Origin of the sequence: Blastococcus sp. URHD0036 (assembly GCF_000701365.1) — a bacterium.
In the GTDB taxonomy this organism is placed as follows: Bacteria; Actinomycetota; Actinomycetes; order Mycobacteriales; family Geodermatophilaceae; genus Trujillonella.
In genome coordinates, this window is the sequence record NZ_JNIK01000003.1 from 53,001 (window position 1) to 77,203 (window position 24,203).

The 24,203-nt window shown below is 74.6% G+C and carries 27 protein-coding genes; 11 read left to right on the forward strand and 16 right to left on the reverse strand.

Features of this window, described 5'->3' with window-relative positions; genetic code table 11:
* Positions 1-19 precede the first annotated feature (19 nt).
* Positions 20-1,303, forward strand: coding sequence for a ribonuclease D (locus N555_RS0102790; RefSeq protein ID WP_029429976.1), 1,284 nt, complete (start codon positions 20-22; stop codon positions 1,301-1,303).
* On the opposite strand, the gene N555_RS0102795 is transcribed toward N555_RS0102790, so the two are convergent.
* Complete coding sequence (locus N555_RS0102795; protein ID WP_029429977.1) at positions 1,300-1,671, reverse strand: cupin domain-containing protein; 372 nt, start codon at positions 1,669-1,671, stop codon at positions 1,300-1,302. The genes N555_RS0102790 and N555_RS0102795 overlap by 4 nt on opposite strands.
* A gap of 72 nt (positions 1,672-1,743) precedes the next feature.
* On the opposite strand from N555_RS0102795, the gene N555_RS0102800 reads away from it, so the two are divergent.
* The 3 genes from N555_RS0102800 (at position 1,744) to N555_RS0102810 (ending at position 5,569) form a co-directional block, all read left to right on the forward strand.
* Entirely contained in the window at positions 1,744-2,187 is a 444-nt protein-coding gene (locus tag N555_RS0102800; protein WP_029429978.1) for a MarR family winged helix-turn-helix transcriptional regulator, read from the forward strand.
* 98 nt (positions 2,188-2,285) lie between these two features.
* Positions 2,286-3,488, forward strand: coding sequence for a thiolase family protein (locus tag N555_RS0102805; RefSeq protein WP_029429979.1), 1,203 nt, complete (start codon positions 2,286-2,288; stop codon positions 3,486-3,488).
* Positions 3,485-5,569: a 3-hydroxyacyl-CoA dehydrogenase NAD-binding domain-containing protein gene (locus N555_RS0102810; protein WP_029429980.1), complete on the forward strand. Its 2,085-nt coding sequence runs from the start codon at positions 3,485-3,487 to the stop codon at positions 5,567-5,569. Before N555_RS0102805 ends, N555_RS0102810 begins: the two co-directional genes overlap by 4 nt.
* Positions 5,570-5,656: 87 nt before the next feature.
* Here N555_RS0102810 and N555_RS0102815 read toward each other — a convergent pair whose 3' ends face one another.
* The 7 genes from N555_RS0102815 to N555_RS0102845 all read right to left on the reverse strand — a co-directional run bounded on the left by N555_RS0102815 (position 5,657) and on the right by N555_RS0102845 (position 12,364).
* Positions 5,657-5,959 (reverse strand): thiamine-binding protein, encoded by a 303-nt coding sequence (locus tag N555_RS0102815; protein ID WP_231502574.1) that lies wholly within the window; start codon positions 5,957-5,959, stop codon positions 5,657-5,659.
* Positions 5,956-7,875, reverse strand: coding sequence for a 1-deoxy-D-xylulose-5-phosphate synthase (gene dxs, locus N555_RS0102820; protein ID WP_029429982.1), 1,920 nt, complete (start codon positions 7,873-7,875; stop codon positions 5,956-5,958). Before dxs ends, N555_RS0102815 begins: the two co-directional genes overlap by 4 nt.
* A 142-nt stretch (positions 7,876-8,017) precedes the next feature.
* Complete coding sequence (locus tag N555_RS0102825) at positions 8,018-8,383, reverse strand: hypothetical protein (protein ID WP_029429983.1); 366 nt, start codon at positions 8,381-8,383, stop codon at positions 8,018-8,020.
* A 47-nt stretch (positions 8,384-8,430) separates the two neighbouring features.
* Positions 8,431-8,658 (reverse strand): DUF4177 domain-containing protein, encoded by a 228-nt coding sequence (locus N555_RS0102830; protein WP_029429984.1) that lies wholly within the window; start codon positions 8,656-8,658, stop codon positions 8,431-8,433.
* Positions 8,659-8,713: 55 nt separating this feature from the next.
* Entirely contained in the window at positions 8,714-9,049 is a 336-nt protein-coding gene (locus tag N555_RS0102835; RefSeq protein ID WP_029429985.1) for a hypothetical protein, read from the reverse strand.
* On the reverse strand, positions 9,049-10,335 hold the full coding sequence (locus tag N555_RS0102840) for a class I SAM-dependent RNA methyltransferase (RefSeq protein ID WP_029429986.1): 1,287 nt from the start codon (positions 10,333-10,335) through the stop codon (positions 9,049-9,051). The genes N555_RS0102835 and N555_RS0102840 overlap by 1 nt, the downstream gene beginning before the upstream one ends.
* Entirely contained in the window at positions 10,328-12,364 is a 2,037-nt protein-coding gene (locus tag N555_RS0102845) for an APC family permease (RefSeq protein WP_029429987.1), read from the reverse strand. Before N555_RS0102845 ends, N555_RS0102840 begins: the two co-directional genes overlap by 8 nt.
* Positions 12,365-12,533: 169 nt before the next feature.
* On the opposite strand from N555_RS0102845, the gene N555_RS0102850 reads away from it, so the two are divergent.
* Together N555_RS0102850 and N555_RS0102855 are read left to right on the forward strand one after the other, a co-directional pair.
* The gene (locus N555_RS0102850; protein WP_029429988.1) at positions 12,534-13,205 is read left to right on the forward strand and encodes a potassium channel family protein; all 672 of its coding nucleotides are present in this window, start codon (positions 12,534-12,536) and stop codon (positions 13,203-13,205) included.
* Positions 13,202-13,870, forward strand: a complete 669-nt coding sequence (locus tag N555_RS0102855; protein WP_029429989.1) for a potassium channel family protein — start codon at positions 13,202-13,204, stop codon at positions 13,868-13,870. Before N555_RS0102850 ends, N555_RS0102855 begins: the two co-directional genes overlap by 4 nt.
* Before the next feature lie 8 nt (positions 13,871-13,878).
* On the opposite strand, the gene N555_RS0102860 is transcribed toward N555_RS0102855, so the two are convergent.
* From N555_RS0102860 to N555_RS0102890, 7 genes are read right to left on the reverse strand one after another with little or no spacing between them, the layout of a single operon-like run.
* Positions 13,879-14,727, reverse strand: coding sequence for a DUF3159 domain-containing protein (locus N555_RS0102860; protein ID WP_029429990.1), 849 nt, complete (start codon positions 14,725-14,727; stop codon positions 13,879-13,881).
* On the reverse strand, positions 14,724-15,101 hold the full coding sequence (locus N555_RS0102865; RefSeq protein WP_029429991.1) for an OB-fold nucleic acid binding domain-containing protein: 378 nt from the start codon (positions 15,099-15,101) through the stop codon (positions 14,724-14,726). The genes N555_RS0102860 and N555_RS0102865 overlap by 4 nt, the downstream gene beginning before the upstream one ends.
* Positions 15,098-15,883, reverse strand: coding sequence for an alpha/beta hydrolase family protein (locus N555_RS0102870; RefSeq protein ID WP_029429992.1), 786 nt, complete (start codon positions 15,881-15,883; stop codon positions 15,098-15,100). The genes N555_RS0102865 and N555_RS0102870 overlap by 4 nt, the downstream gene beginning before the upstream one ends.
* Positions 15,880-16,593: a DUF3710 domain-containing protein gene (locus N555_RS0102875; protein WP_029429993.1), complete on the reverse strand. Its 714-nt coding sequence runs from the start codon at positions 16,591-16,593 to the stop codon at positions 15,880-15,882. Before N555_RS0102875 ends, N555_RS0102870 begins: the two co-directional genes overlap by 4 nt.
* A 1-nt stretch (position 16,594) precedes the next feature.
* The gene (gene dut / locus N555_RS0102880) at positions 16,595-17,086 is read right to left on the reverse strand and encodes a dUTP diphosphatase (RefSeq protein WP_029429994.1); all 492 of its coding nucleotides are present in this window, start codon (positions 17,084-17,086) and stop codon (positions 16,595-16,597) included.
* Positions 17,087-17,096: 10 nt separating this feature from the next.
* Positions 17,097-17,960, reverse strand: coding sequence for a hypothetical protein (locus N555_RS0102885; RefSeq protein WP_029429995.1), 864 nt, complete (start codon positions 17,958-17,960; stop codon positions 17,097-17,099).
* Positions 17,961-17,994: 34 nt separating this feature from the next.
* Positions 17,995-18,294 carry a DUF4193 domain-containing protein gene (locus N555_RS0102890; protein WP_029429996.1) on the reverse strand — a complete coding sequence of 100 codons (300 nt, stop codon included), beginning with the start codon at positions 18,292-18,294 and terminating at the stop codon, positions 17,995-17,997.
* A gap of 310 nt (positions 18,295-18,604) precedes the next feature.
* On the opposite strand from N555_RS0102890, the gene N555_RS0102895 reads away from it, so the two are divergent.
* The gene (locus N555_RS0102895; protein WP_029429997.1) at positions 18,605-19,651 is read left to right on the forward strand and encodes a phosphotransferase family protein; all 1,047 of its coding nucleotides are present in this window, start codon (positions 18,605-18,607) and stop codon (positions 19,649-19,651) included.
* 47 nt (positions 19,652-19,698) lie between these two features.
* Entirely contained in the window at positions 19,699-20,259 is a 561-nt protein-coding gene (locus N555_RS0102900; protein ID WP_034508551.1) for a LytR C-terminal domain-containing protein, read from the forward strand.
* Here N555_RS0102900 and N555_RS0102905 read toward each other — a convergent pair.
* Complete coding sequence (locus N555_RS0102905) at positions 20,256-21,062, reverse strand: inositol monophosphatase family protein (protein ID WP_029429999.1); 807 nt, start codon at positions 21,060-21,062, stop codon at positions 20,256-20,258. The genes N555_RS0102900 and N555_RS0102905 overlap by 4 nt on opposite strands.
* 57 nt (positions 21,063-21,119) lie before the next feature.
* Here N555_RS0102905 and ppgK point away from each other — a divergent pair, with 57 nt between their 5' ends.
* From ppgK to N555_RS0102920, 3 genes are all read left to right on the forward strand, one after another.
* Entirely contained in the window at positions 21,120-21,863 is a 744-nt protein-coding gene (ppgK, locus tag N555_RS0102910) for a polyphosphate--glucose phosphotransferase (protein ID WP_029430000.1), read from the forward strand.
* A 253-nt stretch (positions 21,864-22,116) separates the two neighbouring features.
* Positions 22,117-23,427, forward strand: a complete 1,311-nt coding sequence (locus N555_RS0102915; protein WP_029430001.1) for an RNA polymerase sigma factor — start codon at positions 22,117-22,119, stop codon at positions 23,425-23,427.
* A 511-nt stretch (positions 23,428-23,938) separates the two neighbouring features.
* Positions 23,939-24,139, forward strand: coding sequence for a DUF7455 domain-containing protein (locus N555_RS0102920; protein ID WP_034508576.1), 201 nt, complete (start codon positions 23,939-23,941; stop codon positions 24,137-24,139).
* The last annotated feature ends 64 nt before the right edge of the window (positions 24,140-24,203 follow it).

Here is a 24,203-nt window from a genome sequence, read left to right on the forward strand (position 1 = left end):
TCGAGAAGGTGGACCAGCCCTGAGCACCGACCCGCTCGACCCGGCCCCGCTCGACCCGGCCGTCGTCGACGGCGCGACCCCGCCTCCCGCCGAGGAGGAGACGGCGCCGCCCGCGACGCCGCTGCTGGCGCCCCGCGACGGGCTGACCCCGGTCATCGACACCTCGACCGCGCTGGTGGAGTACGCCGAGGCCCTGCGCGGCGGCAGCGGTCCGGTCGCCGTCGACGCCGAGCGCGCGTCCGGCTACCGCTACGGCCAGCGCGCCTACCTGGTCCAGCTGCGCCGCGCCGGCGCCGGGACCGGCCTGCTGGACCCGGTGCCGCTGCCCGACCTGTCGGTGGTCCAGGAGGCGATCGCCGACGCCGAATGGGTGCTGCACGCCGCCAACCAGGACCTCCCCTGCCTGGCCGAGATCGGCCTCGTCCCCCGCCGGCTGTTCGACACCGAGCTGGCCGCCCGCCTGGCCGGGCTGCCGCGGGTCGGGCTGGGCGCCGTCGTCGAGTCGCTGCTGGGCTACTCCCTGGTGAAGGGCCACTCCGCCGCCGACTGGAGCACCCGGCCGCTGCCCGACGAGTGGCTGGTCTACGCCGCGCTCGACGTCGAGGTGCTCGTCGACCTGCGCGACGCGCTGGCGGCCATCCTCGAGGAGCAGGGCAAGACCGAGTGGGCCCGGCAGGAGTTCGAGGCGATCCTGGCCGCCGGCCCCCCGACTCCCAAGCCTGATCCCTGGCGCCGCACGTCCGGGGTCCAGGGGCTGCGCAGCCGCCGCCAGCTGGGGATGCTCCGCTCGCTGTGGCAGGCCCGGGACGACCAGGCCCGCAAGCGCGACGTCGCCCCCGGCCGCGTGCTGCCGGACTCCGCGATGGTCTCCGCCGTCCAGGCCGATCCGCAGTCCGAGGGCGCGCTGCTCGAGCTCCCGGTGTTCCGCGGCCGGGCCAATCGCCGGCTGGTCAGCACGTGGTTCGGCGCCCTGGCCCGCGGCCGGGCGCTCGCCGAGGACGACCTCCCGCCGCACAGCCGTCCGGGCGACGGGCCGCCGCCGGTCAACCGCTGGGCCGACCGCGACCCGGCGGCCGCGACCCGGCTGCAGGTCGCCCGGGCCGGGCTGGCGGAGCTGTCGACGAAGCACGAGGTGCCGGTGGAGAACCTGCTCTCCCCCGACCTCGTGCGCCGGCTGATGTGGAGCCCGCCGGAGCCGCGCGACGTCGAGGGTGTGGCCGCCGCCCTGCGCGCCGGTGGCGCCCGTGAGTGGCAGGTCGAGCTGACCCGCGACCTGCTGACCGACGCCGCCACCCGCGCCTAGCTCGCCCAGGGCGGCCGGAGGCGCGACCCGTCGGGGAGCACCGCCTCCAGGCCGGGCGTCGTGGTGACCCAGGCGGTGCACCCCTCCGGTCCGCCGTCGACGGCGAACTCCGCTCCGGGCGGTACGACGAGCACGTCCCCGGGACCCAGCGCGGAACGTGTGCCGTCCACCGACGCGGACAGCTCTCCGGTGAGGACGAGCACGACCTCCTCCCGGGTCGGCCGGTGCGGCACGCCATGCAGGCCCGGCGAGACCTCGAGGCGCCAGGCGCACAGTTGCGCGCTTCCCCGGGACGGCGACACGTAGGCGTGGAACCGGCTGCCGTGAGCCTCGAACAGCTGGGCGTCGGCGGCGCAGACGACGGTCATGGGTCCTCCAAAGTGGTCAGGCTTCCTGTCTGGATGGTCAGGGTTCCTGTCCTCCTGTGTCAAGATGTCCGGGTGTCGCCCGCCGAGTGGTCCACTGCTGCCGCCGTCCTCCGCCTCGCCACGGAACTCGTCGACGCCATCCAGGACGGGGTCGCCGCCCGCGGCTTCCCCGACGTCCGCCCGGCCCACGGCTTCGCCTTCGTCCGGATCGCTGCCGGAGACGCCACGACCGCCGATGTCGCGACCCACCTCGGCGTGACCAAGCAGTCCGCCAGCGAGCTCGTCGCCGCACTGGTGGAGCGGGGCTACGTGACCCGCGGCCCCGACCCGCGGGACGCGCGCGCCCGCCTGCTGACGCTCACGTCCCGCGGCCGGGCCTGCACCGAGGCCGCTGAGGCCGTGGCCGCCGACGCGGTCGCCGGCTGGCGCGAGCGACTGGGCGACGACCGCTTCGCGCTGCTGCGGGATGCACTGGCCGACCTGGCCCTGCCGGGAGCACTCCGCCCATCGTGGTGAGACACCGGCGGTGCGCTTGGCTCCTGTGGTTACCGACGGGTAACTTGAGTGGCGCCTGCCCGGATCCCGGGCGGATTCCACATCGCTGCGGAGGTCCCATGTCCCGCTCCCTGCGCGAGGTCGTCTTCGTCGACGGCGTGCGCACCCCCTTCGGCAAGGCCGGCCCGAAGGGCATCTACGCCGAGACGCGCGCCGACGACCTCGTCGTCCGCGTCATCCGTGAGCTCCTGCGGCGCAACCCGTCGCTGCCGGCCGACCGCGTCGACGAGGTCGCCATCGCGGCGACCACGCAGACCGGCGACCAGGGCCTGACCCTCGGCCGGACCGCGGCGCTGCTCGCCGGCCTGCCGAAGTCGGTGCCCGGCTACTCGATCGACCGCATGTGCGCCGGCGCGATGACCGCCGTGACCACCACCGCCAGCGGCATCGCCTTCGGCGCCTACGACGTCGCCATCGCCGGCGGCGTCGAGCACATGGGCCGCCACCCGATGGGCGAGGGCGTCGACCCCAACCCGCGGATCGTCAGCGAGAAGCTGGTCGACCCCTCCGCGCTGGTGATGGGCTCCACCGCCGAGAACCTGCACGACCGCTTCCCGCACCTGACCAAGGAGCGCGCCGACGCGTTCGCCCTGGCCAGCCAGCAGAAGTACGCCAAGGCCGTGGCCAACGGCCAGATCGGCCCGGAGCTGGTGCCGATGGCGACCCGCAGCCAGGAGAACGGCTGGGGCCTGGCGACCGTCGACGAGCCGCCGCGGCCCGGCACCACGCTGGAGCAGCTGGGCGGCCTGAAGACGCCGTTCCGGCCGCACGGCCACGTGACCGCCGGCAACGCCGCGGGCCTCAACGACGGCGCGACCGGCTGCCTGCTGGCCGCCGAGGAGGTCGCCCAGGAGCTGGGTCTGCCCATCGGCATGCGGCTGGTCGGCTACGGCTTCGTCGGCGTCGAGCCCGAGGTCATGGGCATCGGTCCGGTGCCCTCGACCGAGCGGGCGCTGTCCCGCACCGGCCTGACCATCGACGACATCGGCCTGTTCGAGCTGAACGAGGCGTTCGCCATCCAGGTGCTGGCCTTCCTCGACCACTTCGGCATCGCCGACGACGACGCGCGAGTGAACCCCTGGGGCGGCGCCATCGCCGTCGGCCACCCGCTGGCCTCCTCCGGCGTCCGGCTGATGACGCAGCTGTCGCGGCAGTTCGCCGAGCGTCCCGACGTCCGCTACGGCCTGACCGCGATGTGCGTGGGCCTCGGCATGGGCGCCACCGTGATCTGGGAGAACCCCAACTGGGAGGGCGACAAGTGACCGCCGTGTTCGAGAACGAGGTCGTCACCGAGGCGCACGTCCGCTTCCTGACCTACCCGGGCCTGGCCGGGGAGATCGCGCTGATCACCCTGGACAACGGGCACGACCACACCCGGCCCTCGACCTTCGGCCCGGGCGGGCTCGCGTCGCTGGACGCCGCCCTCGACGAGGTCGCGGCGCACACCCCGGCGCCGGCGGCCATCGCCGTCACCGGCAAGCCGTTCATCTTCGCCGTGGGTGCCGACCTCTCCGGCGTCCCGTCCGTCACCGACGCCGCAGCGGCGCGGGAGATCGCCGAGACCGGCCACCGGGTGTTCCGGCGGCTCAAGGACTCGACGATCCCGACGTTCGCCTTCGTCAACGGCGTGGCGCTCGGCGGCGGCCTGGAGCTGGCGCTGCACTGCCACTACCGGACGATCAGCGGCGGCGCGGCCGTCGCGTTCCCCGAGGCCTTCCTCGGGCTGGTCCCCGGCTGGGGCGGCACGCAGCTGCTGCCGAACCTCATCGGCATCGACGAGGCCGTCACGGTCATCGTCGAGAACGCCCTCGCGCAGAACAAGGTGACCGCCGGCCCGAAGGCGGCGGAGCTCGGCATCGCCGACGCGCTGTTCGAGCCGGCCGACTTCCTCGAGCGGTCGCTCGAGTGGGCCGTCGGCGTGCTCGACGGCTCGGTGGCCGTGCAGCGGCCCGAGGTCGACCGGTCGGCGTGGGATGCCGCGATCGAGCGGGCCCGCGGCATCGTCGCGGCCCGCACCCGCAACGCCTCCCCCGGCGCCGTCCGGTCGGTCGACCTGCTCGAGCTGGCGCGCGACGGCATGGGCGGCGAGGCCTTCACCGCCGGCACCGCCGCCGAGGACGAGGCGCTCACCGAGCTGCTGATGAGCGACCCGCTAAGGGCCTCGCTGTACTCGTTCGACCTGGTCAACAAGCGGGCGAAGCGGCCGGCCGGCGCGCCGGACAAGGCCCTGGCCCGCAAGGTCACCAAGGTCGGCGTCGTGGGCGCCGGCCTCATGGCCTCGCAGCTGGCGATGCTGTTCGTCCGCCAGCTGAAGGTGCCGGTCGTGCTGACCGACATCGACCAGGCGCGGGTCGACAAGGGCGTGGCCTACGTGCACGGCGAGCTGGACAAGCTGGCCCAGCGCGGTCGGCTGAACCCCGACCGGCTCAACCAGCTCAAGGGCCTGGTCACCGGCTCGCTGTCCAAGGACGTCTTCGCCGACGCCGACCTCGTCATCGAGGCCGTCTTCGAGGAGATGTCGGTCAAGCAGCAGGTGTTCGCCGAGCTCGAGGCGATCGTGTCGCCGGAGTGCGTGCTGGCGACCAACACCTCGGCGCTCTCGGTCACCGAGATGGCGTCGAAGCTCGAGCACCCGGAGCGGGTCGTCGGGCTGCACTTCTTCAACCCGGTCGCCGTCCTCCCGCTGCTGGAGGTCGTCCGCGCCGAGCAGACCGACGACGCGTCGCTGGCCACCGCCTTCGCCGTCGGGAAGTCGCTGAAGAAGTCCTGCGTGCTGGTCGCGGACGCCCCGGCGTTCGTGGTGAACCGGCTCCTCACCCGCTTCCTGGGTGAGGTCACGGCGTCGGTGGAGCAGGGCACCCCGGTGGCCGTGGCCGACCGCGCCCTGGACCCGCTGGGCCTGCCGATGACGCCGTTCGAGCTGCTCACGCTCGTCGGCCCGCCGGTGGCGCTGCACGTGGCCGAGCGCATGCACGAGGCCTTCCCCGACCGGTTTGCCGTCGGCGAGGGCCTGCGCAAGATGGTCGAGCTGGGCAAGTCGAGCGTCTACAGCGAGCCGGGCGTCGTCGACCCCGAGCTCGAGGGCATCGACGCCGGCGACGACCCGCTCACCGAGGAGCAGGTCCGGGACCGCGCCGTCGAGGCGCTGGCGCAGGAGATCCGGCTGATGCTCGACGAGGGCGTCGTGCAGGCGGTGCAGGACATCGACCTGTGCATGATCCTCGGCGCCGGGTGGCCGTTCTGGCTGGGCGGCATCTCCGCCTACCTGGACCGCGCCGGCGTCTCGGAGCGGGTCACCGGCTCGCGGTTCCTCCCGGAGGGTGTGGCCTCGCTGCCCGCCTGACGCACCGACCCGGCGGCCCGGACCCCTCAACGGCGAGGGGTCCGGGCCGTCGTCCTTTCCGGGGGCGCCCCCAGGTGCGGCAGGGGGTCAGCGGAACTTGTGGGTGAGGCTGTCCATGTCGCGCTGCACCGAGGCGATCTTCACGTGCGACAGCCCGCCGCGGGCGCCGGCCAGCATCATCGCCTCGTGCGCGGCCCGGAGCGTGTCCCAGACGAGGTCGGCCTCGCCCTCGAGCGTCGTGCCGAGCGCGCCGACCTCGTAGCGCAGCCCCGAGCCGGCGATCACCTCGATCGCGGCCTCGACGTGCGCGTGCGGGTTCTCCGGGTAGCCGGGCGGCGAGGGAGCCACCTGGATCTCGGCGATCACCCACTCGCCGGTCGGCTCACTCACTGCTGGGCGCCGTCGACGGGCTGGGCGACCCGGGCGTCGGCGCGGTCGGCCAGCACCGCCGACCACTCCACGATCCGGCGGGCGATGTCCTGCTCGGTGAGGCCGGCGTCGGCGAGCACCTGGCCGCGGCTGCCGTGCTCGAAGAACCGCTGCGGCAGACCGAGAGTGCGCACCGGGACGTCGCACTGCTGGTCCTGCAGCACCTGGCTCAGCGTCGTCCCGACACCGCCGGCCCGCCCGCCGTCCTCGACGGTGACGACGAGCCGGAAACCGGACGCAAGCACAGCGAGATCAGGGGACACCGGCAGCACCCACCGCGGGTCGACCACCGTGACGTCCACCCCGTGGTCGGCGGCGCGCTCGGCGACGGCCAGGCACATCGGCACCATCGAGCCGACGGCGACCAGGAGCACGTCACGCCGCTCGCCGCGGCGCATGACGTCCACCGGCCCGCGCCGCTCCAGGGCCGGGAGGTCCGGCGGGAGCACGCCCTTCGGGAAGCGGACGACGGTCGGGCCGTCGGCCACCGCCACCGCCTCGCGCAGCGCCTCCCGCAGGGTCGCCTCGTCGCGCGGCGCGGCGAGCCGCAGCCCCGGCACGATCGACATCAGCGACATGTCCCACATGCCGTTGTGCGAGGCCCCGTCGTCGCCGGTCACCCCGGCGCGGTCCAGGACGACGGTGACCGGCTGGCCGTGCAGCGCGACGTCCATGAGCAGCTGGTCGAAGCCGCGGTTGAGGAACGTCGAGTAGACCGCGACCACCGGGTGCAGGCCGGCCATCGCCATGCCCGCCGCCGAGGTCAGCGCGTGCTGCTCGGCGATGCCGACGTCGAAGGTCCGCTCGGGGAAGCGCTCGGCGAACGGCGCCAGCCCGGTCGGGTGCAGCATCGCCGCGGTGATCGCGACGACGTCCGGCCGCTCGCCGCCGATCCGCACGAGCTCGTCGGCGAAGGCGTCCGTCCAGGCGAGGCCGGTCTTGCGCACCGCCGCGCCGCTGTCGGGGTCGAAGATCCCGGTCGCGTGCCAGGCGTCGATCTGGTCGGTCTCGGCCGGCGCGTAGCCGTAGCCCTTGGTGGTGACGGTGTGCACGATCACCGGCCCGCCGAAGGATCGGGCGCGGCGCAGGGCGGACTCCAGGACCTCGATGTCGTGCCCGTCGACCGGGCCGACGTACTTGAGGCCGAGGTCTTCGAACATGCCCTGCGGGGACAGGACGTCCTTGAGGCCCTTCTTGATGGCGTGCAGCGCGTCGTAGAGCGCCGAGCCGAGCACCGGCGCGCGGCGCAGCGCGTGGCGGACCTGCAGGAGCGCCTGCTCGTAGCCGGGCCGCAGCCGCAGCGTGGCGAGGGCGTCGGCGACACCGCCGATGGTCGGCGAGTAGGAGCGGCCGTTGTCGTTGACGACGATGACCACCGGCCGGTCCTGGGCGGCGGCGATGTTGTTCAGCGCCTCCCAGGACATGCCGCCGGTGAGCGCGCCGTCGCCGACGACGGCGACGACCGGCCGCGAGTCGCCGCGGACGGCGAACGCCTTGGCCAGCCCGTCGGCGTAGGACAGCGACGTCGAGGCGTGGCTGTTCTCCACCCAGTCGTGCTCGCTCTCGGCCCGGCTGGGGTAGCCGGACAGGCCACCGCGCTGGCGCAGCCGCTCGAAGTCCTCGACCCGGCCGGTCAGCATCTTGTGCACGTAGGACTGGTGGCCGGTGTCGAAGACGATCGGCTCGCGCGGGGAGTCGAAGACGCGGTGCAGCGCGATGGTCAGCTCGACCGCGCCGAGGTTGGGGCCGAGGTGCCCGCCGGTGCGGGCCACGCTGGTGACCAGCGCGTCGCGGATCTCGGCGGCCAGCGCGGGGAGCTGGTCGGCGGGCAGGGCGCGGAGGTCGGCAGGACCGCGGAGCGAGCGCAGGAGCGACACGAGGTGTCAGCGTCCTCTCTGTCGGCTGCAGGTGGGGGCGGTGCGGCACGGAGGCAGCGGGACGCCGTTCCCGACCACTGTAATCGCGAACGGCCGCCTCCTCCGGGTGAGCGGAGGAGGCGGCCGTCACGGGACGGGCGCGCTACAGCCGCGGTACCCAGCGCTCGCCGCGCAGCGCGCCGGCCACGACCGCCACGCCCCGGGCGGCGGCGGCCAGGCGGGCGCCCTCCCGCTCGTAGGCGGTCATCGCCGCCTCCATCGCGTCGGCCGGCAGCTGGTCGGCGAGCTCCACGCGCACCGTCCGCCACCCGCTGCGGGCGGCCTCCAGCCCGGCCGCGACGTGGTCGCGGGCGAACCGGGCCAGCAGCACCGGGTACCGGCGCAGCACCTCGTGGGCGCGGTAGTCCGGCGGCACCAGGTCGTACAGCCAGGCGACCGCGGTGTGCTCCCAGTCGGGGGCACCCGGCGGCCGCACGGCCTCGGGCCAGCCCGGCGGCGTCGCGTCCACGCCGCTGATCGTGCCACGTCAGTCGAACGCGTGTTCGACCGACGCGCTCACTCGACGGGGCGCTTCAGCCAGAACTGCTCGAAGCCCCAGGTGCCCGCGCCGCTGGAGTGGTAGCTGACCAGCTCCCACCCCTCGGCACCCAGGCGGTTGAGGACCGAGCTGGTGTCCCCCGCCTGACGTTCCAGCGCGCCGTGGGGCAGCTTCACGCTGACCCCTGCCCGCTGCGACTGCGCGTCGTTGGCCGTGATGACCGAGGCGTACTCCCAGGAGGTCACCCGACGACCGTAGCGGGACGCCCTCCCGGCCGGACGGCCCCCGCCCGGGAGGCGGCTACCAGCCCTGGTCCATGCAGATGGACAGGGCGTCGAGCACGTGCAGGTCCAGGTACCGCGCCTTGCCCCCGTCGACGAGGCGTTCCGCGTCGGACACGACCTTCTCCACGTACGGCCGCAGGTCGGTCGACAGGGTGCCCCCCTCCGCCACCGGCCCGAGCCGGTCGACGATCTCCTCGAGGGCCGGGACGTCGTCGTCGAGGGAGCTGTCCTGCTTGCTGAACAGGTAGTCGCATGTCTGCGCGTCGGCGTCGGAGACGTGCGCGCACCCCGCCAGTAGGAACCCGCCGAGGAGGACGACCGCGGCAGCCGGCCCCGTCCGCGCCCGTCCCATCACGCCTCCATGATCGACGACGGGGCGGCGGGCACCAGCAGCGCCACGCACTCGACGTGGGCGGTCATCGGGAAGGCGTCGAACCCGCGCAGCTCGGCGAGCCGCCACCCCGCCGTCCCGAAGGCGGCGACGTCGCGGGCGAGCGCCGCGGGATCGCAGGCGACGTAGACGACGGCCCGCGCGCCGGAGCCGGCCAGCACCCGGCTCACCGCGGGCCCGGCGCCGGCCCGGGGCGGGTCGAGGACGACCACCGACGGCGCCTCCCCGAGCTCCGCCAGCAGCTCCTCGAGCCCCTCGGCGTCGACCTCGCCCTGCCAGACCTCGGCCTGCGGCAGGCCGGCCAGGTTGGCCTCGGCGGCCGCGCAGGCGCCGGCGTCGGCCTCCACGCAGACGACGCGCCCCTCCGCGCCCGCGGCCGGGGCGAGCGCGCCGCCGAACAGGCCGGCGCCGGCGTAGAGGTCCAGGACGGTGTCCCCCGGCTCGACCCGGGCGAGGCCGGTGACCGCGGCGACGAGCGCGTCGGCGGCGGCCGGGTGCACCTGCCAGAAGCCGGTGCCCTCGACCTCCCAGTCGCGGCCCCCCGCCGTCCGGGCGGCCCGCGCGACCGGCTCCTCGGGCAGGTCCCCGCCGGGTCGCAGCACCCGCGAGGTCGTCGGCACCCCGCGCCGGTCCAGCCGGGTGGTGGTCACCGCTCCGGCGGAGTCGATGGCGACGTCCACCGCGCCGGCGCCGGGCCAGCGGCGGCCCAGCACCACGGCCGCGGCCGGCTCCAGGGTGATCGGGCAGTCCGCGAGCGGCACGACGTCGTGCGACCGGTGCCGGCGCAGCCCCGGCGTCCCGGAGCGGTCGACGGCGAAGCGGGCCCGCGAGCGCCAGCGCAGCGGCCCGCCGGGCAGCTCCTCGACGACCAGGCCCTCGACGACGGGGTCCCCGGCGAGCCCGGCCAGCCGGCTCAGCTGCTCGCGGACGACGGCGGCCTTGAGCCGGTGCTGCTCGGCGGGCGCCACGTGCTGCCAGTCGCAGCCGCCGCACCGGCCGGGGCCGCTGTACGGGCAGGGCCGCTCCACCCGGTGCACGGACGCGGTCAGCACCTCGACGGCGTCGGCGCGGCAGTAGCCGGGCTGGCGGTCCTCGGTGACCTCGACGACGACCCGCTCCCCCGGCAGCGCGTGCCGCACGAAGACGACGCGGCCCTCGTGCCGGGCCACGCAGTGCCCGCCGTGCGCCACGGGGCCGACCTCGACCTCGAAGCGCCGGCCTCCCCAACCGAGGCCCCGGTCAGCCATACGGCGTGGGATCGACGTCGTCGGTGATGCCCCGGCGGAGGTCGCCCGGAGCGGGCCCGTTCCGGCGGCCGTCCTCGTCGTCCCGTCCGACGGAGCTCTCCAGCTGCCACGGCACGGTGGTGATCATGACGCCGGGCTGGAACTGCAGCCGGGCACGCAGTCGCAGGGCGCTCTGGTTGTGCAGGACGTTCTCCCACCAGTGCCCGACCACGTACTGCGGCACGAACACCACGACCAGCTCGCGCGGGCTGGTGCGGCGGATCGCCTTCACGTAGTCGACGACCGGCCGGGTGATCTCCCGGTAGGGGGACTCGAGCACGGTCAGAGGCACCGGGATGTCGTAGCGCTCCCAGTCCGCCTGCAGCCCGCGGAGATCGGCGTCGTCCACGTTGACCGTCAGCGCCGTCAGCGCGTCGGGCCGGGTGGCCCGCGCGAAGGCCAGCGCCCGCAGCGTCGGCTTGTGCACCTTCGAGACGAGCACGATCGCGTGCACCTTGCTCGGCAGCATCCGGGAGTCGGTGTCGGGCACCAGCTGCTCGGACACGTGCGAGTAGTGCCGGTTGATCGCCCGCATCAGGACGAACAGGATCGGCATCGCCACGAGCACGAGGTAGGCGCCGTGGGTGAACTTCGTCAGCACGATGATCACCAGGACGACGGTGGTGAGCGAGCCGCCGACGGTGTTGATGATCTGCGACCTGCGGCTGCGCCGCCGGACGGCGGGATCGGTCTCGGTGCGCAGTTCCCGGTTCCAGTGCCGCACCATGCCCCACTGGCCGATGCTGAAGCTGGTGAACACCCCGATGATGTAGAGCTGGATCAACCGGGTGACGTCGGCCTCGAACGCGATGATCAGGAGGGCGGCGAAGCCGGCGAGCAGCAGGATGCCGTTGCTGTAGACCAGCTTGTCGCCGCGGGTGTGCAGCTGCCGTGGCAGGAAGCGGTCCTGGGCGAGCACCGACCCCAGCAGCGGGAAGCCGTTGAAGGCGGTGTTGGCGGCGAGGATGAGGACGAGCGCCGTCGCGGCCTGGATGTAGAAGAAGCCGAACGAGCCGTCGCCGCCGAAGATGGCCGCTGCCAGCTGGGCGATGACGGTCCGCTGCGGCTCGGTCTCGCAGTCGGCGAAGCCCTGCAGGTCGCAGGCGTTCTCCGTGTAGCGGACGTCGGAGATGAGCGCCAGCGCGGTCACCCCGGCGAACATCGTGCAGGCCAGGCCGCCCATCAGGGCCAGCGTGGTGGCCGCGTTCTTGCTCTTCGGCGGCTTGAACGCCGGCACGCCGTTGGCGACGGCCTCGATGCCGGTCAGGGCCGTGGTACCCGAGGCGAAGGCGCGCAGGGCGAAGAACAGGAGTGCGAGGCCACCGAGGTCGGTGTACCCGGCCTCGGGCGTGATGCTGTACGCCGCGGTCTCCGCGACCGGCGCCGATCCGAAGACCGCTCGCAGCAGGCCGGTGGTGATCATCACCAGGATGCCGGCGGCGAACAGGTAGGTCGGGACGGCGAACGTCTTCCCGGACTCGCGCAGGCCGCGGAGGTTGGCCGCGGCCAGCAGCGCGACCAGGGTGACCGCGATCAGCACGCGGTGCTCGTTGAGCGCCGGGAAGGCCGAGATGATGTTGTCCGTGCCCGAGGAGACCGACACGGCGACCGTCAGCACGTAGTCGACGAGCAGGGCGCTGGCGACGACGAGGGCGGCGAACCGGCCGTGGTTCTTCATGGCGACCTCGTAGTCGCCTCCGCCCGACGGATAGGCCCGCACCACCTGCCGGTACGAGAGCACGACCACGACCAGCAGCACGACGACGCCGGCGGCCAGCCACGGCGCCAGGTACAGGTAGGCCGTCCCGCCCAGCGTCAGGATGATCAGGATCTCCTGCGTGGCGTAGGCCACGGAGGAGAGCGCGTCGCTGGCGAAGATCGGCAGCGCGAGGCGCTTGGGGAGCAGCGACTCACCCGCACGGTCGCTGCGGACCGGACGGCCGAGGACGAGGCGTTTCGGGAGTTGCCCGAGGTCGGACAGGCTGGGCACGGCGGCGATGGTACGGACGCACGGCCCGTTCGCCGCGCGCCCGGCCGCGACACCGCCCGCGAGAGGGACTCCCCCGCCGGCGGCCCCCTGCGCCGGCGGGCGGGTGTAGCTTCGCGCCGGTGCGGGCGCCGGTCGTGCGCCCGCAGGACCCCCGATCGAGGAGCGACACGTGCACGTGGTCGTCATGGGCTGCGGCCGCGTCGGCTCGGCCATCGCGCGGCGGCTCGAGGAGGTCGGCCACAGCGTGGCGGTGATCGACCAGGACCCGGAGGCCTTCCGCCGGCTGGGTCCGGAGTTCGCCGGCCGCCAGGTGACCGGGCTCGGCTTCGACCGGCAGACCCTGCTGGACGCCGGCATCGACTCCGCCGGGGCCTTCGCCGCCGTGAGCAGCGGCGACAACTCGAACATCATCAGCGCCCGCGTGGCCCGCGAGACCTTCGGCGTCCAGCACGTCGTGGCCCGCATCTACGACTCGAAGCGGGCCGAGGTCTACGAGCGGATGGGCATCCCCAGCGTGGCCACCGTCCCGTGGACGGTGAACCGCCTGCTGCGCGAGCTGCTCTCGGTCAAGGTCAACGAGCTGTGGCGCGAGCCCACCGGGCAGGTGCTGATGCTGCGGGTGACCGTGACCGACGTGTGGGTGGGCCGCAAGCTCGTCGAGCTGGAGAAGGCGACCGGCGCGCGGGCGGCGTGGCTGGTGCGTTTCGGCGAGGCGCAGCTGGCGACGTTCACCACAGTCCTCCAGGACGGCGACCAGCTGGTCCTGGCCGCGACCGACGCCATCACCGCCCGGGTGCACGAGGTCGTCGAGCGCGGGCCCGAGGGAGGACACGGCTCATGAGGGTCGCCATCGTGGGCGCGGGCGCCGTCGGCCGCTCGATCGCCGGGGAGCTGCTCAGCAACGGGCACAGCGTGATGCTCATCGAGAAGGACCCCCGCAAGGTCCGCACCCGGGCCGTGCCGGGCGCCGAATGGGTGCAGGCCGACGCCTGCGAGGTGACCTCCTTGGAGGAGGCCCAGCTGGCCACCTGCGACGTCGTGGTCGCGGCCACCGGCGACGACAAGGCCAACCTCGTCATCTCGCTGCTGGCCAAGACGGAGTTCGCCGTCAACCGCGTGGTGGCCCGCGTCAAGGACCCGCGCAACGAGTGGCTCTACACCGAGTCCTGGGGCGTCGACGTCGCCGTCTCCACCCCGCGCGTGCTCGCGGCCCTGGTCGAGGAGGCCGTCACCGTCGGCGACGTCGTCCGGCTGATGACCTTCCGCAAAGGCGCGGCCAACCTGGTGGAGATCACCCTCGCCGAGGACACCCCGTGGGTGGGCCGGCCGCTGCGCGAGGTGCCGCTGCCGCGGGAGACCGTGCTGACGGCGATCCTGCGCGGGGAGCGGGTGATCACCCCCAGCCCGGACGAGCCGCTCGAGGCCGGTGACGAGCTGCTGTTCATCGCCCACTCCGACGTCGAGGAGCAGCTGCAGGAGGTCCTCTCCGCCGCCCGTCCCGTCTGAGAGGGACGTCAGGCGGCGGGCTGCCCGCCCGACCGGTGCCGGTGCAGGCGGGAGACCGCCCAGAGGGTGATCGCCAGCTCGACGACGGTCACCGGGATGCCCAGCACCAGCGAGACGACGCCGAGCGCCGTGGCGTTCCCGTCCTCGCTGGAGAAGTACAGCGGCCCGGTGACCGCGGCGCGGATGAGGAAGACGACGGCCCAGAACACGGTCAGCCAGCCGTAGGCGCGCACCAGCCGCGGGTCGTCGCGCCAGTGGCACTCGGCCTCGGGGTCGACCGCGCGCGTGCCGGTCTCCGGGTCCCGCTCGGCGGGGCGCAGCACCGCCGAGGCGCGGTGCAGCCGGCCGCGCAGGCCCGGCGGGTGCGCCTCGTGCGTGGCCATGGCCCCCAGGTGGCTGGGGGCGAGGAACTCGGCGATCACCCCGACCAGCGGCCAGCGGACCACCACCGACCCGAGCAGGACCACGCCGATGGCCGCGTTGCGGATGATCCCGATGACGTAGAAGTCGCGGGCCTGCCCGGAGTAGGCGGCGATGGCCACCGCGATCCCGACGGCGAACAGGCCGCTGAAGGCCTGCTGGACGCTCTCCCGCCGGACCAGGCGCAGCAGGAAGACGAGGAGCGCGGCACCGAGGGCGCTCCAGATCCCGACCCGCAGCCCGGCGAGGGAGTTGGCGACGATGAACGCCACCGTCGGCAGGCTCGCGTCGAGCATCCCGCGCCAGCCGCCCAGCTGGTCGAGGACGACGTGCCGGTCGAAGACCGGTGCCCGTCCGGCGTCGTCCGCGTCGGGACCGGGCCGCTCCTCCCCCGTCGCGCCCTCGGCAGGGCGGTCGCCGCCGGCCGCAGCCGTCACCCGAGGCCCAGCTCGTACCAGGGGTTGTAGATGACCTCGCGGCCCTCGAAGGAACCGAACCGGCCGCGGGCGGTGAGGGTGCGGCCCGGCTCGATGCCGGGGATCCGCCGGCGGCCGAGCCAGACCAGCGTGACCGAGCCCGAGCCGTCGAACAGCTCGGCCTCGAGGGTGGGCACGGTCTCCCGCGGCGTGTAGACGACCGACTTCAGCCGCCCGGTCACGGTGACGACCTTGCCCTTCTGGCAGGCGCTGACGGCCTCGCAGCCGGCGAAGGCCGCCTCGTCGCGCAACTGCTCGGCATCACGGGTCTGGTCGTCGACCGTCAGCCGCTGGAGCTTCCGGGTCAGCCAGCCTGCCGGCCGGGTCTCTGTCACGGTTCCAGCGTAGTCCCGGCACCGCGGCGGCCGCGTCGTGTCCGCAGCCACTCCCGGACCAGCGCCCAGGCCGGCCCCGCCGGGTCGATCATCGCCATGTGGTCGCCGGGCACGAGGCGGACCTCCACGGCGTCGCCGGCGCGCCCGGCGGCCTGCGCGTAGCGCTCGCTCTGCTCCGGCGGGACGACGTCGTCGCCGGTGCCGTGCACGCAGAGGACCGCCGCGCCGGTGGGCAGGAGGGCGACCGGTGAGGCCAGCGCGAGGACGTCCGGGGCGGGCGGGCCGCCGAGGAACTCCCGCACGGCTCCCCGGCCGAGCCCCTGCTCGTCGGCGCGCGCCAGGTCGAGCACGCCGGCCTGCAGCACCGCGGCCGCCACCCGCACGCGCGGACCCGCGCCGGGTGCCCCCGCGGGCAGCAGCGCCCGTCCGGCGGCCCAGGCCGCCAGGTGACCGCCCGCCGAGTGGCCCACCACCGTGACGTCGTCCAGGTCGAGCCGGGCGACCTCGTCCAGCCCCGGCAGGGCGTCCAGCGCGGCGGCGACGTCCTCGACCGTCGCCGGCCAGCCACCGCCGGCACCCACCCGGCGGTACTCCACGGCGACCGCGGCGAACCCGGCGGCCGCGAGGTCGGCGGCCAGCGGACGGGCCAGGTCGATGCCGTACGCGGCCCGCCAGAACCCGCCGTGCAGCACGACGACGACCGGAGCCCGGTCCTCCCCCGCGGGGAGGGTGAGCTCGAGGAACTGGTCCGGGTGCGGCCCGTAGGCCACTCCCGGGGTCACGCGGGCGGGGGCGGGGCCGCCGCGCCGCCCTGCTGGCGTGCGGCCTGCTGGGCGGCCACCTGGGCCGCCGCCTGGGGCGGCAGGGTGAGCGGCAGCTGCTCGCGCACCGGCATGGGCTCGGTCCCCCGGACGACGACGATGCCGCGGAAGACCTCCTCCAGCGGAGCGGCCGCCTCGGCACTCTCCGCCGCCGGGCCGCTGATCATGCCGCGCAGGAACCAGCGGGGCCCGTCGACCCCGAGGAAGCGGGTGGCCCGCCGGACCGGGGCCGGCGCCGGCTGTCCCGGCTGGGCCGGCGGGGAGACCCGCACGTGCCCGGCGAGCTCGGGCCCGAAGGGGCCCTCCACCTCGGTGAGCGAGCCACCCTGGCCGGAGGCGCTGACCGCCAGGTCGGCGCGGACGTCGTCCCAGATGCCGGTCGCCCGGGGCGCGGCGAACGCCGAGACCTGCAGCAGCGACTCGCCGTAGCGCATCGTCGCGCCGACGACCTTCTGCTGCTGGTTCACGTCCACCCGCAGCTCCATCCCGCCGACCGCGGGCAGCCGGAGCGCGCCCAGGTCGATGCGGGCGCGGCCGTCGTCGGGCGCGTCGGCCTCGTCGTAGGGGCCGGCGGTCTCCTCGACCTCCCGCGCGCGGATCTGCGGCTCCGGAGGCACCCCGCGCTCGCGCAGGCTGCGGTCGATGCGGTTGCGGCGGCGTCCGAACGGCATGTCAGGCCCCCGCGCCCTCGTCGGTGGAGCCCACGCCGGTCGAGCCGTGCCCGCCGGCGCCGCGGTCGCTGCCGGGCAGCTCCGCCACGGGCACGAACCGGGCGCGGACCACCGGCTGCACGACCAGCTGCGCGACCCGGTCGCCGCGGCGCAGGGTCAGCGCCGTCGTCGGGTCCAGGTTGACCAGGTTCACCTTGATCTCCCCCCGGTAGCCGGCGTCGATCGTCCCCGGCGCGTTCACCAGGCTCAGGCCGAGCCGGTGGGCCAGGCCCGAGCGCGGGTGCACGAACCCGGCGTACCCCTCCGGGATGGCCACGGCCACCCCGGTGCCGACCAGCGCGCGCTGGAGCGGGGCCAGTTCGACGTCCTCGGCCAGGGTGAGGTCGGCGCCGGCGTCGCCGGGGAGGGCGTAGCGGGGCGCCAGGGCCGGATCGGTGAGCCGCACCGGCACCTCCACCTCGGCGGGACCGGGCGGGACCGGGGGCGTGAGCACGGTGCCGATCCTAGGAGGGGCGGCGCAGGTCGTCGCGGACCCGGCGGGCGAGCGTCTCGGTGGCCCTGCGGTTGCCCCGGCTGCCCAGCGCGGCGCCGAGGAGGAAGGGGGCCGCGGCGGGGGCGCCGCGGACCATGCGGCGACCGAGCCGGCGGCTCAGCGCGCGGAATCCGGCGACGCCCAGGACCACGCCCACGCCCGTGGGGCCGGTGCGGTCGGCGGCGCGCTGCGCCGACCAGCTGGCCAGGTAGGCCGCCGCGCGCTCCCGTGCGTCGCCGGCCGGGCCGCGGCCGTGCAGCTCGTGGAGCTCGCCGAGCAGGACGATCTCGACCGCGGCCGTCAGCACCGTCTCGGCAGCGAGCTCCAGCGGCAGCGCCACCATCGACGGGGGCGCGAACCAGTGCGCGGCCGACAGCCCACCGGTGGCTCCGCCGACGGCGGCGGTGAGCCGGCCGGCGCGCAGCACCAGGGCGTCGGCGATCTCCTCGTCCGACGCCCCGTGGTGGGCCGCCCGCAACCGGGCGGCGTCGCGGATCGGCAGCCTCGGCACCGCGGCGGCCAGCAGGTCCCCGAGGACCGCGCCGGGTGCCCGCGGGGCGTCGCCGGGCGCACCGGGATCGCCGGAGCCGCCCCGTCCGGGGGTCACCGCCGACGCGACGGCGGCGAGGACGTCCCGGAGGGTGCCCGCCGTCCCCGGCGCGCCGCCGTCCGACGCCCCCGGGCGCGACGGGTGGCCGAGGAGACCGGTCACGGCGTCGGCGAGGAGCCGGGCCGCGCGCGGTGCCCCGCTCTCCACGTCGGCGGCCGCAGGGCGGCCGACCGGTCGTGGTGGCGGCACCTCGCGCGGCGGCCCGGTGCGGTGGGACCCGGTCACGGTCGCCTCCCCCTCCCGCGGCGTGCGGGGAACCTCAGGCGCAGTCGCGGCAGAGCAGCTGGTCGCCCCTGGTCGACGCGAGCCGGGTCCGGTGCTGCACCAGGAAGCAGCGCGAGCAGGTGAACTCGTCCTCCTGCTTGGGCAGCACGCGGACGGTCAGCTCCTCGCCGCTCAGGTCGGCGCCGGGCAGCTCGAGGTTCTCGTTGAAGTCGGTCTCGTCCACGTCGACGGACGAGGACTGGGCCTCGGCGCGCCGTGCCTTGAGCTCCTCGAGCGAGTCCTCGCCGAGCTCGTCCGCCTCGTTGCGGCGCGGGGCGTCGTAATCGGTGGCCATGGAGTGTGTGCCCCTCCTCCGGGGTGCGTCGGGCTGGTGGCCCGGCTGGTCGACGGCGGCACCGGGGCACCACCGTCCTGGCCGGCCGCTCGTGGCGACCGGATGGTCGGTCCCGGCGGCCGGCGCGTGCGCGCCTGCCGCTGGAGGTCGTTCACCGGGCCACCCGTCACCGGCGCAGTACGCGGCGGCGGAGGACCGGCAGGCCCCCCAACGCCGTGCAGCCCCGGTTTGTGCCCGGCTGCCGCCGACCGACGCATTCGCGCCGGATCGAGCCGGAGGGCCACGGAGCGCCAGAGGTTACCCTGCGGCGGTGTCGACTCCCGTGGGTGCTGATCCGGTCGTCGTCGGGCCCTACCTCGCCACCGCGCTGGGCGACCAGCGCTGGCGGCAGGTGAGCGTCGAGCTCATCGCGGCCGGCATGTCCAACCTCACGTACGTGGTGACGCCGCAGGGCGGCACCGCCGACGACGCGGTGATCCTGCGCCGCCCGCCGACCGGCGCCGTGCTGGCCACCGCGCACGACATGGAGCGCGAGCACCGCGTCATCTCCGCCCTCGGCGGGACCGCCGTCCCCGTGCCGCGGACGCTGCACCTGTGCACCGACACCGCCGTCCTGGGCGCGCCCTTCTACGTGATGGAGAAGGTCGACGGCGTGCACGTGGTCGACGCGCTCCCCCCGGGCTACGCCGACAAGCCGGCCCAGCGGCGGGCGATCGGCGACGGGCTGGTCGACGTCCTGGCCGACCTGCACGCCGTGGACCCCGCGGCCGTGGGGTTGGCCGACTTCGGCCGCCCCGAGGGCTTCGCCGCCCGCCAGGTGCGCCGGTGGAGCAAGCAGTGGGACGCCACCCGCGACCGCGACCGGCCCGCCATGGACGCCCTGGCCGCCCGCCTGGCCGAGACGGTGCCGGCCACCCAGCGGTCCGGGATCGTGCACGGCGACTACCGGCTGGACAACTGCCTGCTCGACCCGGGAACGCCGGGGCGCATCCGCGCCGTCCTGGACTGGGAGATGTCCACCCTCGGCGACCCGCTGACCGACATCGGGATGCTGTTCGTCTACTGGCCGGAGGCCGGTGAGGACCCGCCGGCGGTGCAGAGCGCGGTCACCGCGCTGCCCGGGTTCCCGACCCGGCAGGAGATCGCCGAGCGGTACGCGCAGCGCAGCGGCATGGACCTGGGCGAGCTCTCCTGGTACGTCGGGTTCGCCTACTTCAAGTTCGCCGCGATCGTCGCCGGCATCGTGGCCCGCTCGAAGGCCGGGGCCATGGCCGGCAAGGACACCAGCGGCTACGCCGAGCGGATCGACGGCTGCGTCGACCGCGGACGCGCCGCGCTGGACGACGGTGCGATCTAGCGCCGGCGCGCGGCCCTAGACTCCCCGGCCGTGGGCCTGGAGCAACGGTGAGCACGACCACGGACCGTCCGACGGTCGGGCCGCGCCCCCGCCGCAGCGGTCGCCGCCCCCTCCCCCCGCTGATCTTCCTGCTGGTGCTGGCCATCGCCGCGCTCGGCGTCTGGTGGAAGGTCTTCGGCGACGCCGCCGCCGACGAGGACCGCGAGGAGGCCGCCTGCGCGGTCGCCTCGACCGCGCCGCCGCAGCTGGACCCGACCACGGTGCGCCTGCGGGTGTTCAACGCCACCGACACCGCCGGCCTCGCGCAGCAGGTCGGCGACGAGCTGCGGGCCCGCGGCTTCGTGGTGGAGGAGGTCGCGAACGACCCCACCGAACGTGAGGTCACCGGCGTCGGCGAGATCCGCCACGGCCCCCGCGGCTCCGACGCCGCGTCCTACATGACGGTGTACATGCCGGGCGCCGGCGACTGGCCCGACACCCGCGCCGACGACCGCGTCGACTTCGTGATCGGGCCCGACTTCCCCGGCGTGCCGAGCCCCGAGGAGGTCGCCGCCGTCCTCGCCCCGGCCTCCAGCGCCGCCGCGGAGTGCGACGTCCCCGTCTCCTAGCTCCAGTGCAGCCGGTCCAGCAGCTCGACGAACGGACCGGCCACCGACGGCGCCACCGCGATCGCCAGCGGATCGGCGAACGCACGGCCGGGCAGCCCGGTGACCACCAGCCCCGCCTCGGCGGCCACGAGCGCGCCGGCGGCGTGGTCCCACGGCTTCAGCCCGGACTCGTAGTAGGCGTCGACCCGGCCGGCCGCCACCGTGCAGAGGTCCAGCGCCGAGGAGCCGTGCCGGCGGATGTCCCGGACGACCGGCAGCAGCTCGGCGACCACCGCACCCTGCACCCGCCGCTGCTCGACCCGGTAGCCGAAGCCGGTGAGGACGAGGGTCTGCTCCAGCGACACGGGGCTGCTGCCGCGCAACCGCACCGGCTCCGGCTGCGCCGGCGAGCTCTCGAAGGAACCGCCGCCGGCCGTCGCCGTGTACCGCTCGCCGGTCAGGACGTTGTGCACGACCCCGGCCACCACCTGCCCGTGCACCTCCGCCGCGATCGACACGGAGAACGCCGGCAGGCCGTAGAGCAGGTTGACGGTCCCGTCGACGGGGTCCACGACCCAGCGCACGCCCGAGGTCCCGGCCCGGTCGGCGCCCTCCTCCCCGAGCAGCCCGTCGTCGGGGCGGGCGGCGAGCAGCCGCCGGGTGATCAGCTCCTCGGCCGCCCGGTCGACGGCGGTGACGACGTCGGTGGGACTGGACTTCGTGTCCACGTCGGCGCCCGCACCCGTCCGCTCGCGGGCGATCAGCGCGGCGGCCTCGTCCGCGGTGGCGACGGCCAGCTCGAGCAACTCGTTCGGATGGGTCACGGCCCGATCCTCCCCGCACCTGCCGCGGTCCCGGACACGGGTCACTACGGTGACGGCGTGCAGGGCTTCGGGGTGGACATCGGCGGCAGCGGCATCAAGGGGTGTGTGGTCGACCTCGAGCGGGGCGAACTCGTGGGCGAGCGGCTCCGCATCCCCACGCCTCAGCCGGCCCATCCGGACGCGGTCTGCGACGTGGTGGCCGAGATCGTCGCCGGCTTCGACTGGACCGAGCGGGTCGGGGTCACCTTCCCCGGCGTCCTCAAGAAGGGCGTGGCGCACACCGCCGCCAACGTCGACCACAGCTGGCTGGGCACCAACCTGGCCGTCGGCGTCGAGGAGCGGATCCCCGGCACGGTGACGACGCTCAACGACGCCGACGCCGCCGGCATCGCCGAGATGCACTACGGCGCCGGGCGCGGGCGCGAGGGCGTGGTGCTGATGCTCACCTTCGGCACGGGGATCGGCAGCGCCCTCTTCACCGACGGCGTCCTCGTGCCGAACACGGAGTTCGGCCACATCCAGGTCGACGGCGAGGACGGCGAGAAGCGCGCCTCCGCGTCGGCCCGGGAGCGCGAGGAGCTGAGCTACCACGAGTGGGCCCGCCGCGTGGACCGCTACCTCGACGTGCTCGAGGCCGGCGTCTGGCCCGACCTCATCATCGTCGGCGGCGGGGTGAGCAAGAAGGCCGACAAGTGGGTCCCGCTGCTGTCGACGCGCACCCCCGTCGTCCCCGCCCAGCTCCTCAACGACGCCGGGATCGTCGGCGCCGCGCTCGCCGCCGCGGAGGGCATCCACAACTGACTCCGGGGGGCCGCGCACCCCGTCCGGGCGAGGCCGTCACGACGAAGCCGGTGGAACCGCGCGAAACCGTCGTTACAATGGAGGAGCCCCGCCCCCGTCGCTAGCAGCCGAGAGGCTTCCCCCAGCCGCGCGCCGGTCAAACGCCGCGCAGGGTCCGGGGTCCCATCTCGTGCACACCGACGCGGTCGAGGCCGCTACCCGGGGACCGATCGGTTCCCCGGGGAACGGGACCCAGAACGGGAAGGAACCCTGAGTGCCCGCCGAAACGCCCGCACCGGACACCGCCGCCACGAGCGCCGTGACTCGCTCGAGGACGGCCGCCGGCAAGGCCGCCCCCCCGGCCCGCAAGAAGGCCCCGGCGAAGCCCGGCACCAAGAGCCGCACCAAGCCCAGCATCGCGCCGTCGCCCGGCGGTGGTGAGGGCGGTGCCGTCCTGACCGCCGTGGCGACCGGGGACACCGCGGTCGCCGTGGTCGAGGCCGGTGAGGGTCTCAAGCTCGACGAGACCGTGGTCGCCGGCCCCGACGGCGTCGCCGTCGCCGAGCCCGCCGAGGAGACCCCCGCCGAGGGTGGTGACTTCGAGTGGGACGACGAGGAGGAGTCGGAGGCCCTGCGGCAGGCCCGCAAGGACGCCGAGATGACCGCCTCGGCGGACTCGGTCCGCGCCTATCTCAAGCAGATCGGCAAGGTCGCCCTGCTCAACGCCGAGGAGGAGGTCGACCTCGCCAAGCGGATCGAGGCCGGGCTCTACGCCTCCGAGCGGCTGCGCCAGGTCGAGGAGGAGGGGCAGAAGCTCTCCCCCCAGCTGCGCCGTGACCTCAACTGGATCGTCCGCGACGGCGAGCGCGCCAAGAACCACCTGCTGGAGGCCAACCTCCGCCTCGTGGTCTCCCTGGCCAAGCGCTACACCGGCCGCGGCATGGCGTTCCTGGACCTCATCCAGGAGGGCAACCTCGGTCTGATCCGTGCGGTCGAGAAGTTCGACTACACCAAGGGCTACAAGTTCTCGACCTACGCGACGTGGTGGATCCGCCAGGCCATCACCCGCGCGATGGCCGACCAGGCGCGCACCATCCGCATCCCGGTGCACATGGTCGAGGTCATCAACAAGCTCGGCCGCATACAGCGCGAGCTGCTCCAGGATCTCGGCCGCGAGCCGACGCCTGAGGAGCTGGCCAAGGAGATGGACATCACCCCGGACAAGGTGCTGGAGATCCAGCAGTACGCCCGGGAGCCCATCAGCCTCGACCAGACCATCGGCGACGAGGGCGACAGCCAGCTCGGTGACTTCATCGAGGACTCCGAGGCGGTCGTGGCCGTCGACGCGGTCAGCTTCACGCTCATGCAGGACCAGCTGACCAGCGTGCTGCAGACGCTGTCGGAGCGGGAGGCCGGCGTCGTCCGGCTGCGGTTCGGCCTCACCGACGGCCAGCCGCGCACGCTCGACGAGATCGGTCAGGTCTACGGCGTGACCCGTGAGCGGATCCGCCAGATCGAGTCGAAGACGATGTCGAAGCTGCGCCACCCGAGCCGCTCCCAGGTGCTCCGCGACTACCTGGACTGACGAAGGACCACCTCGCCCCCCGACCCTCGCTCCGCTCGGGCCGGGCCCCTGCGAGGCGGCCACTCAGCACGTCACCGCGCCGGCCCCGTTCCTCTCCGGAGGGACGGGGCCGTCGTCGTCCCGGTGACGGACGGGTGTTCCGCGTGTTGCCCGCCGGGGCCTCTGTTGCGACGAGGTCACGATCTCACCCTCTGGTGCCGGACCGGCCGTGTACGACCACACCTGTCGGGTATCCGGCGTAGCGTTGGCGACGTTCAGACAGCAGCGGACCCACCAGCCGGATCCAGGCCGGCGCACGGAACTCCCCAGACCGACCGACCACAGACCAGCACCGTCCAGACATGAGTCCCTGCTGGACCCCACCGGCACCACCGGTCGCGGGTGTCCCGTCTCACGGCGGGTCGTCCGTCCGACCCGCCGGACCGGGGAACACGGGGAACCATCCTGGCGCTGTGCAGGAGGCCGATCCGCAATCGCGGGTCCGTGCGGCAGAGAGCGAGTGATGAGCCAGATGACCCAGACGCTGACGACGACGATCCCCGCCGACGACCTCGTCGTCCCCTTCCACTGCGACCGTTGCGGTGCGCTGGCCAAGGTTCGGGTCGTCCTTCCCAGTGGCAGCGACCTCGTCTTCTGCGGGCACCACGCCCGTGAGTACGAGGGCAAGCTGCGTGACATCGCCGCCGACATCATCGAGACCGACGGCGAGTAGCACCGCCCCGACTGAACGAGGCGCTATCGTCGCGCACAGCGATGAAGCCCTCACCCGACGCCGC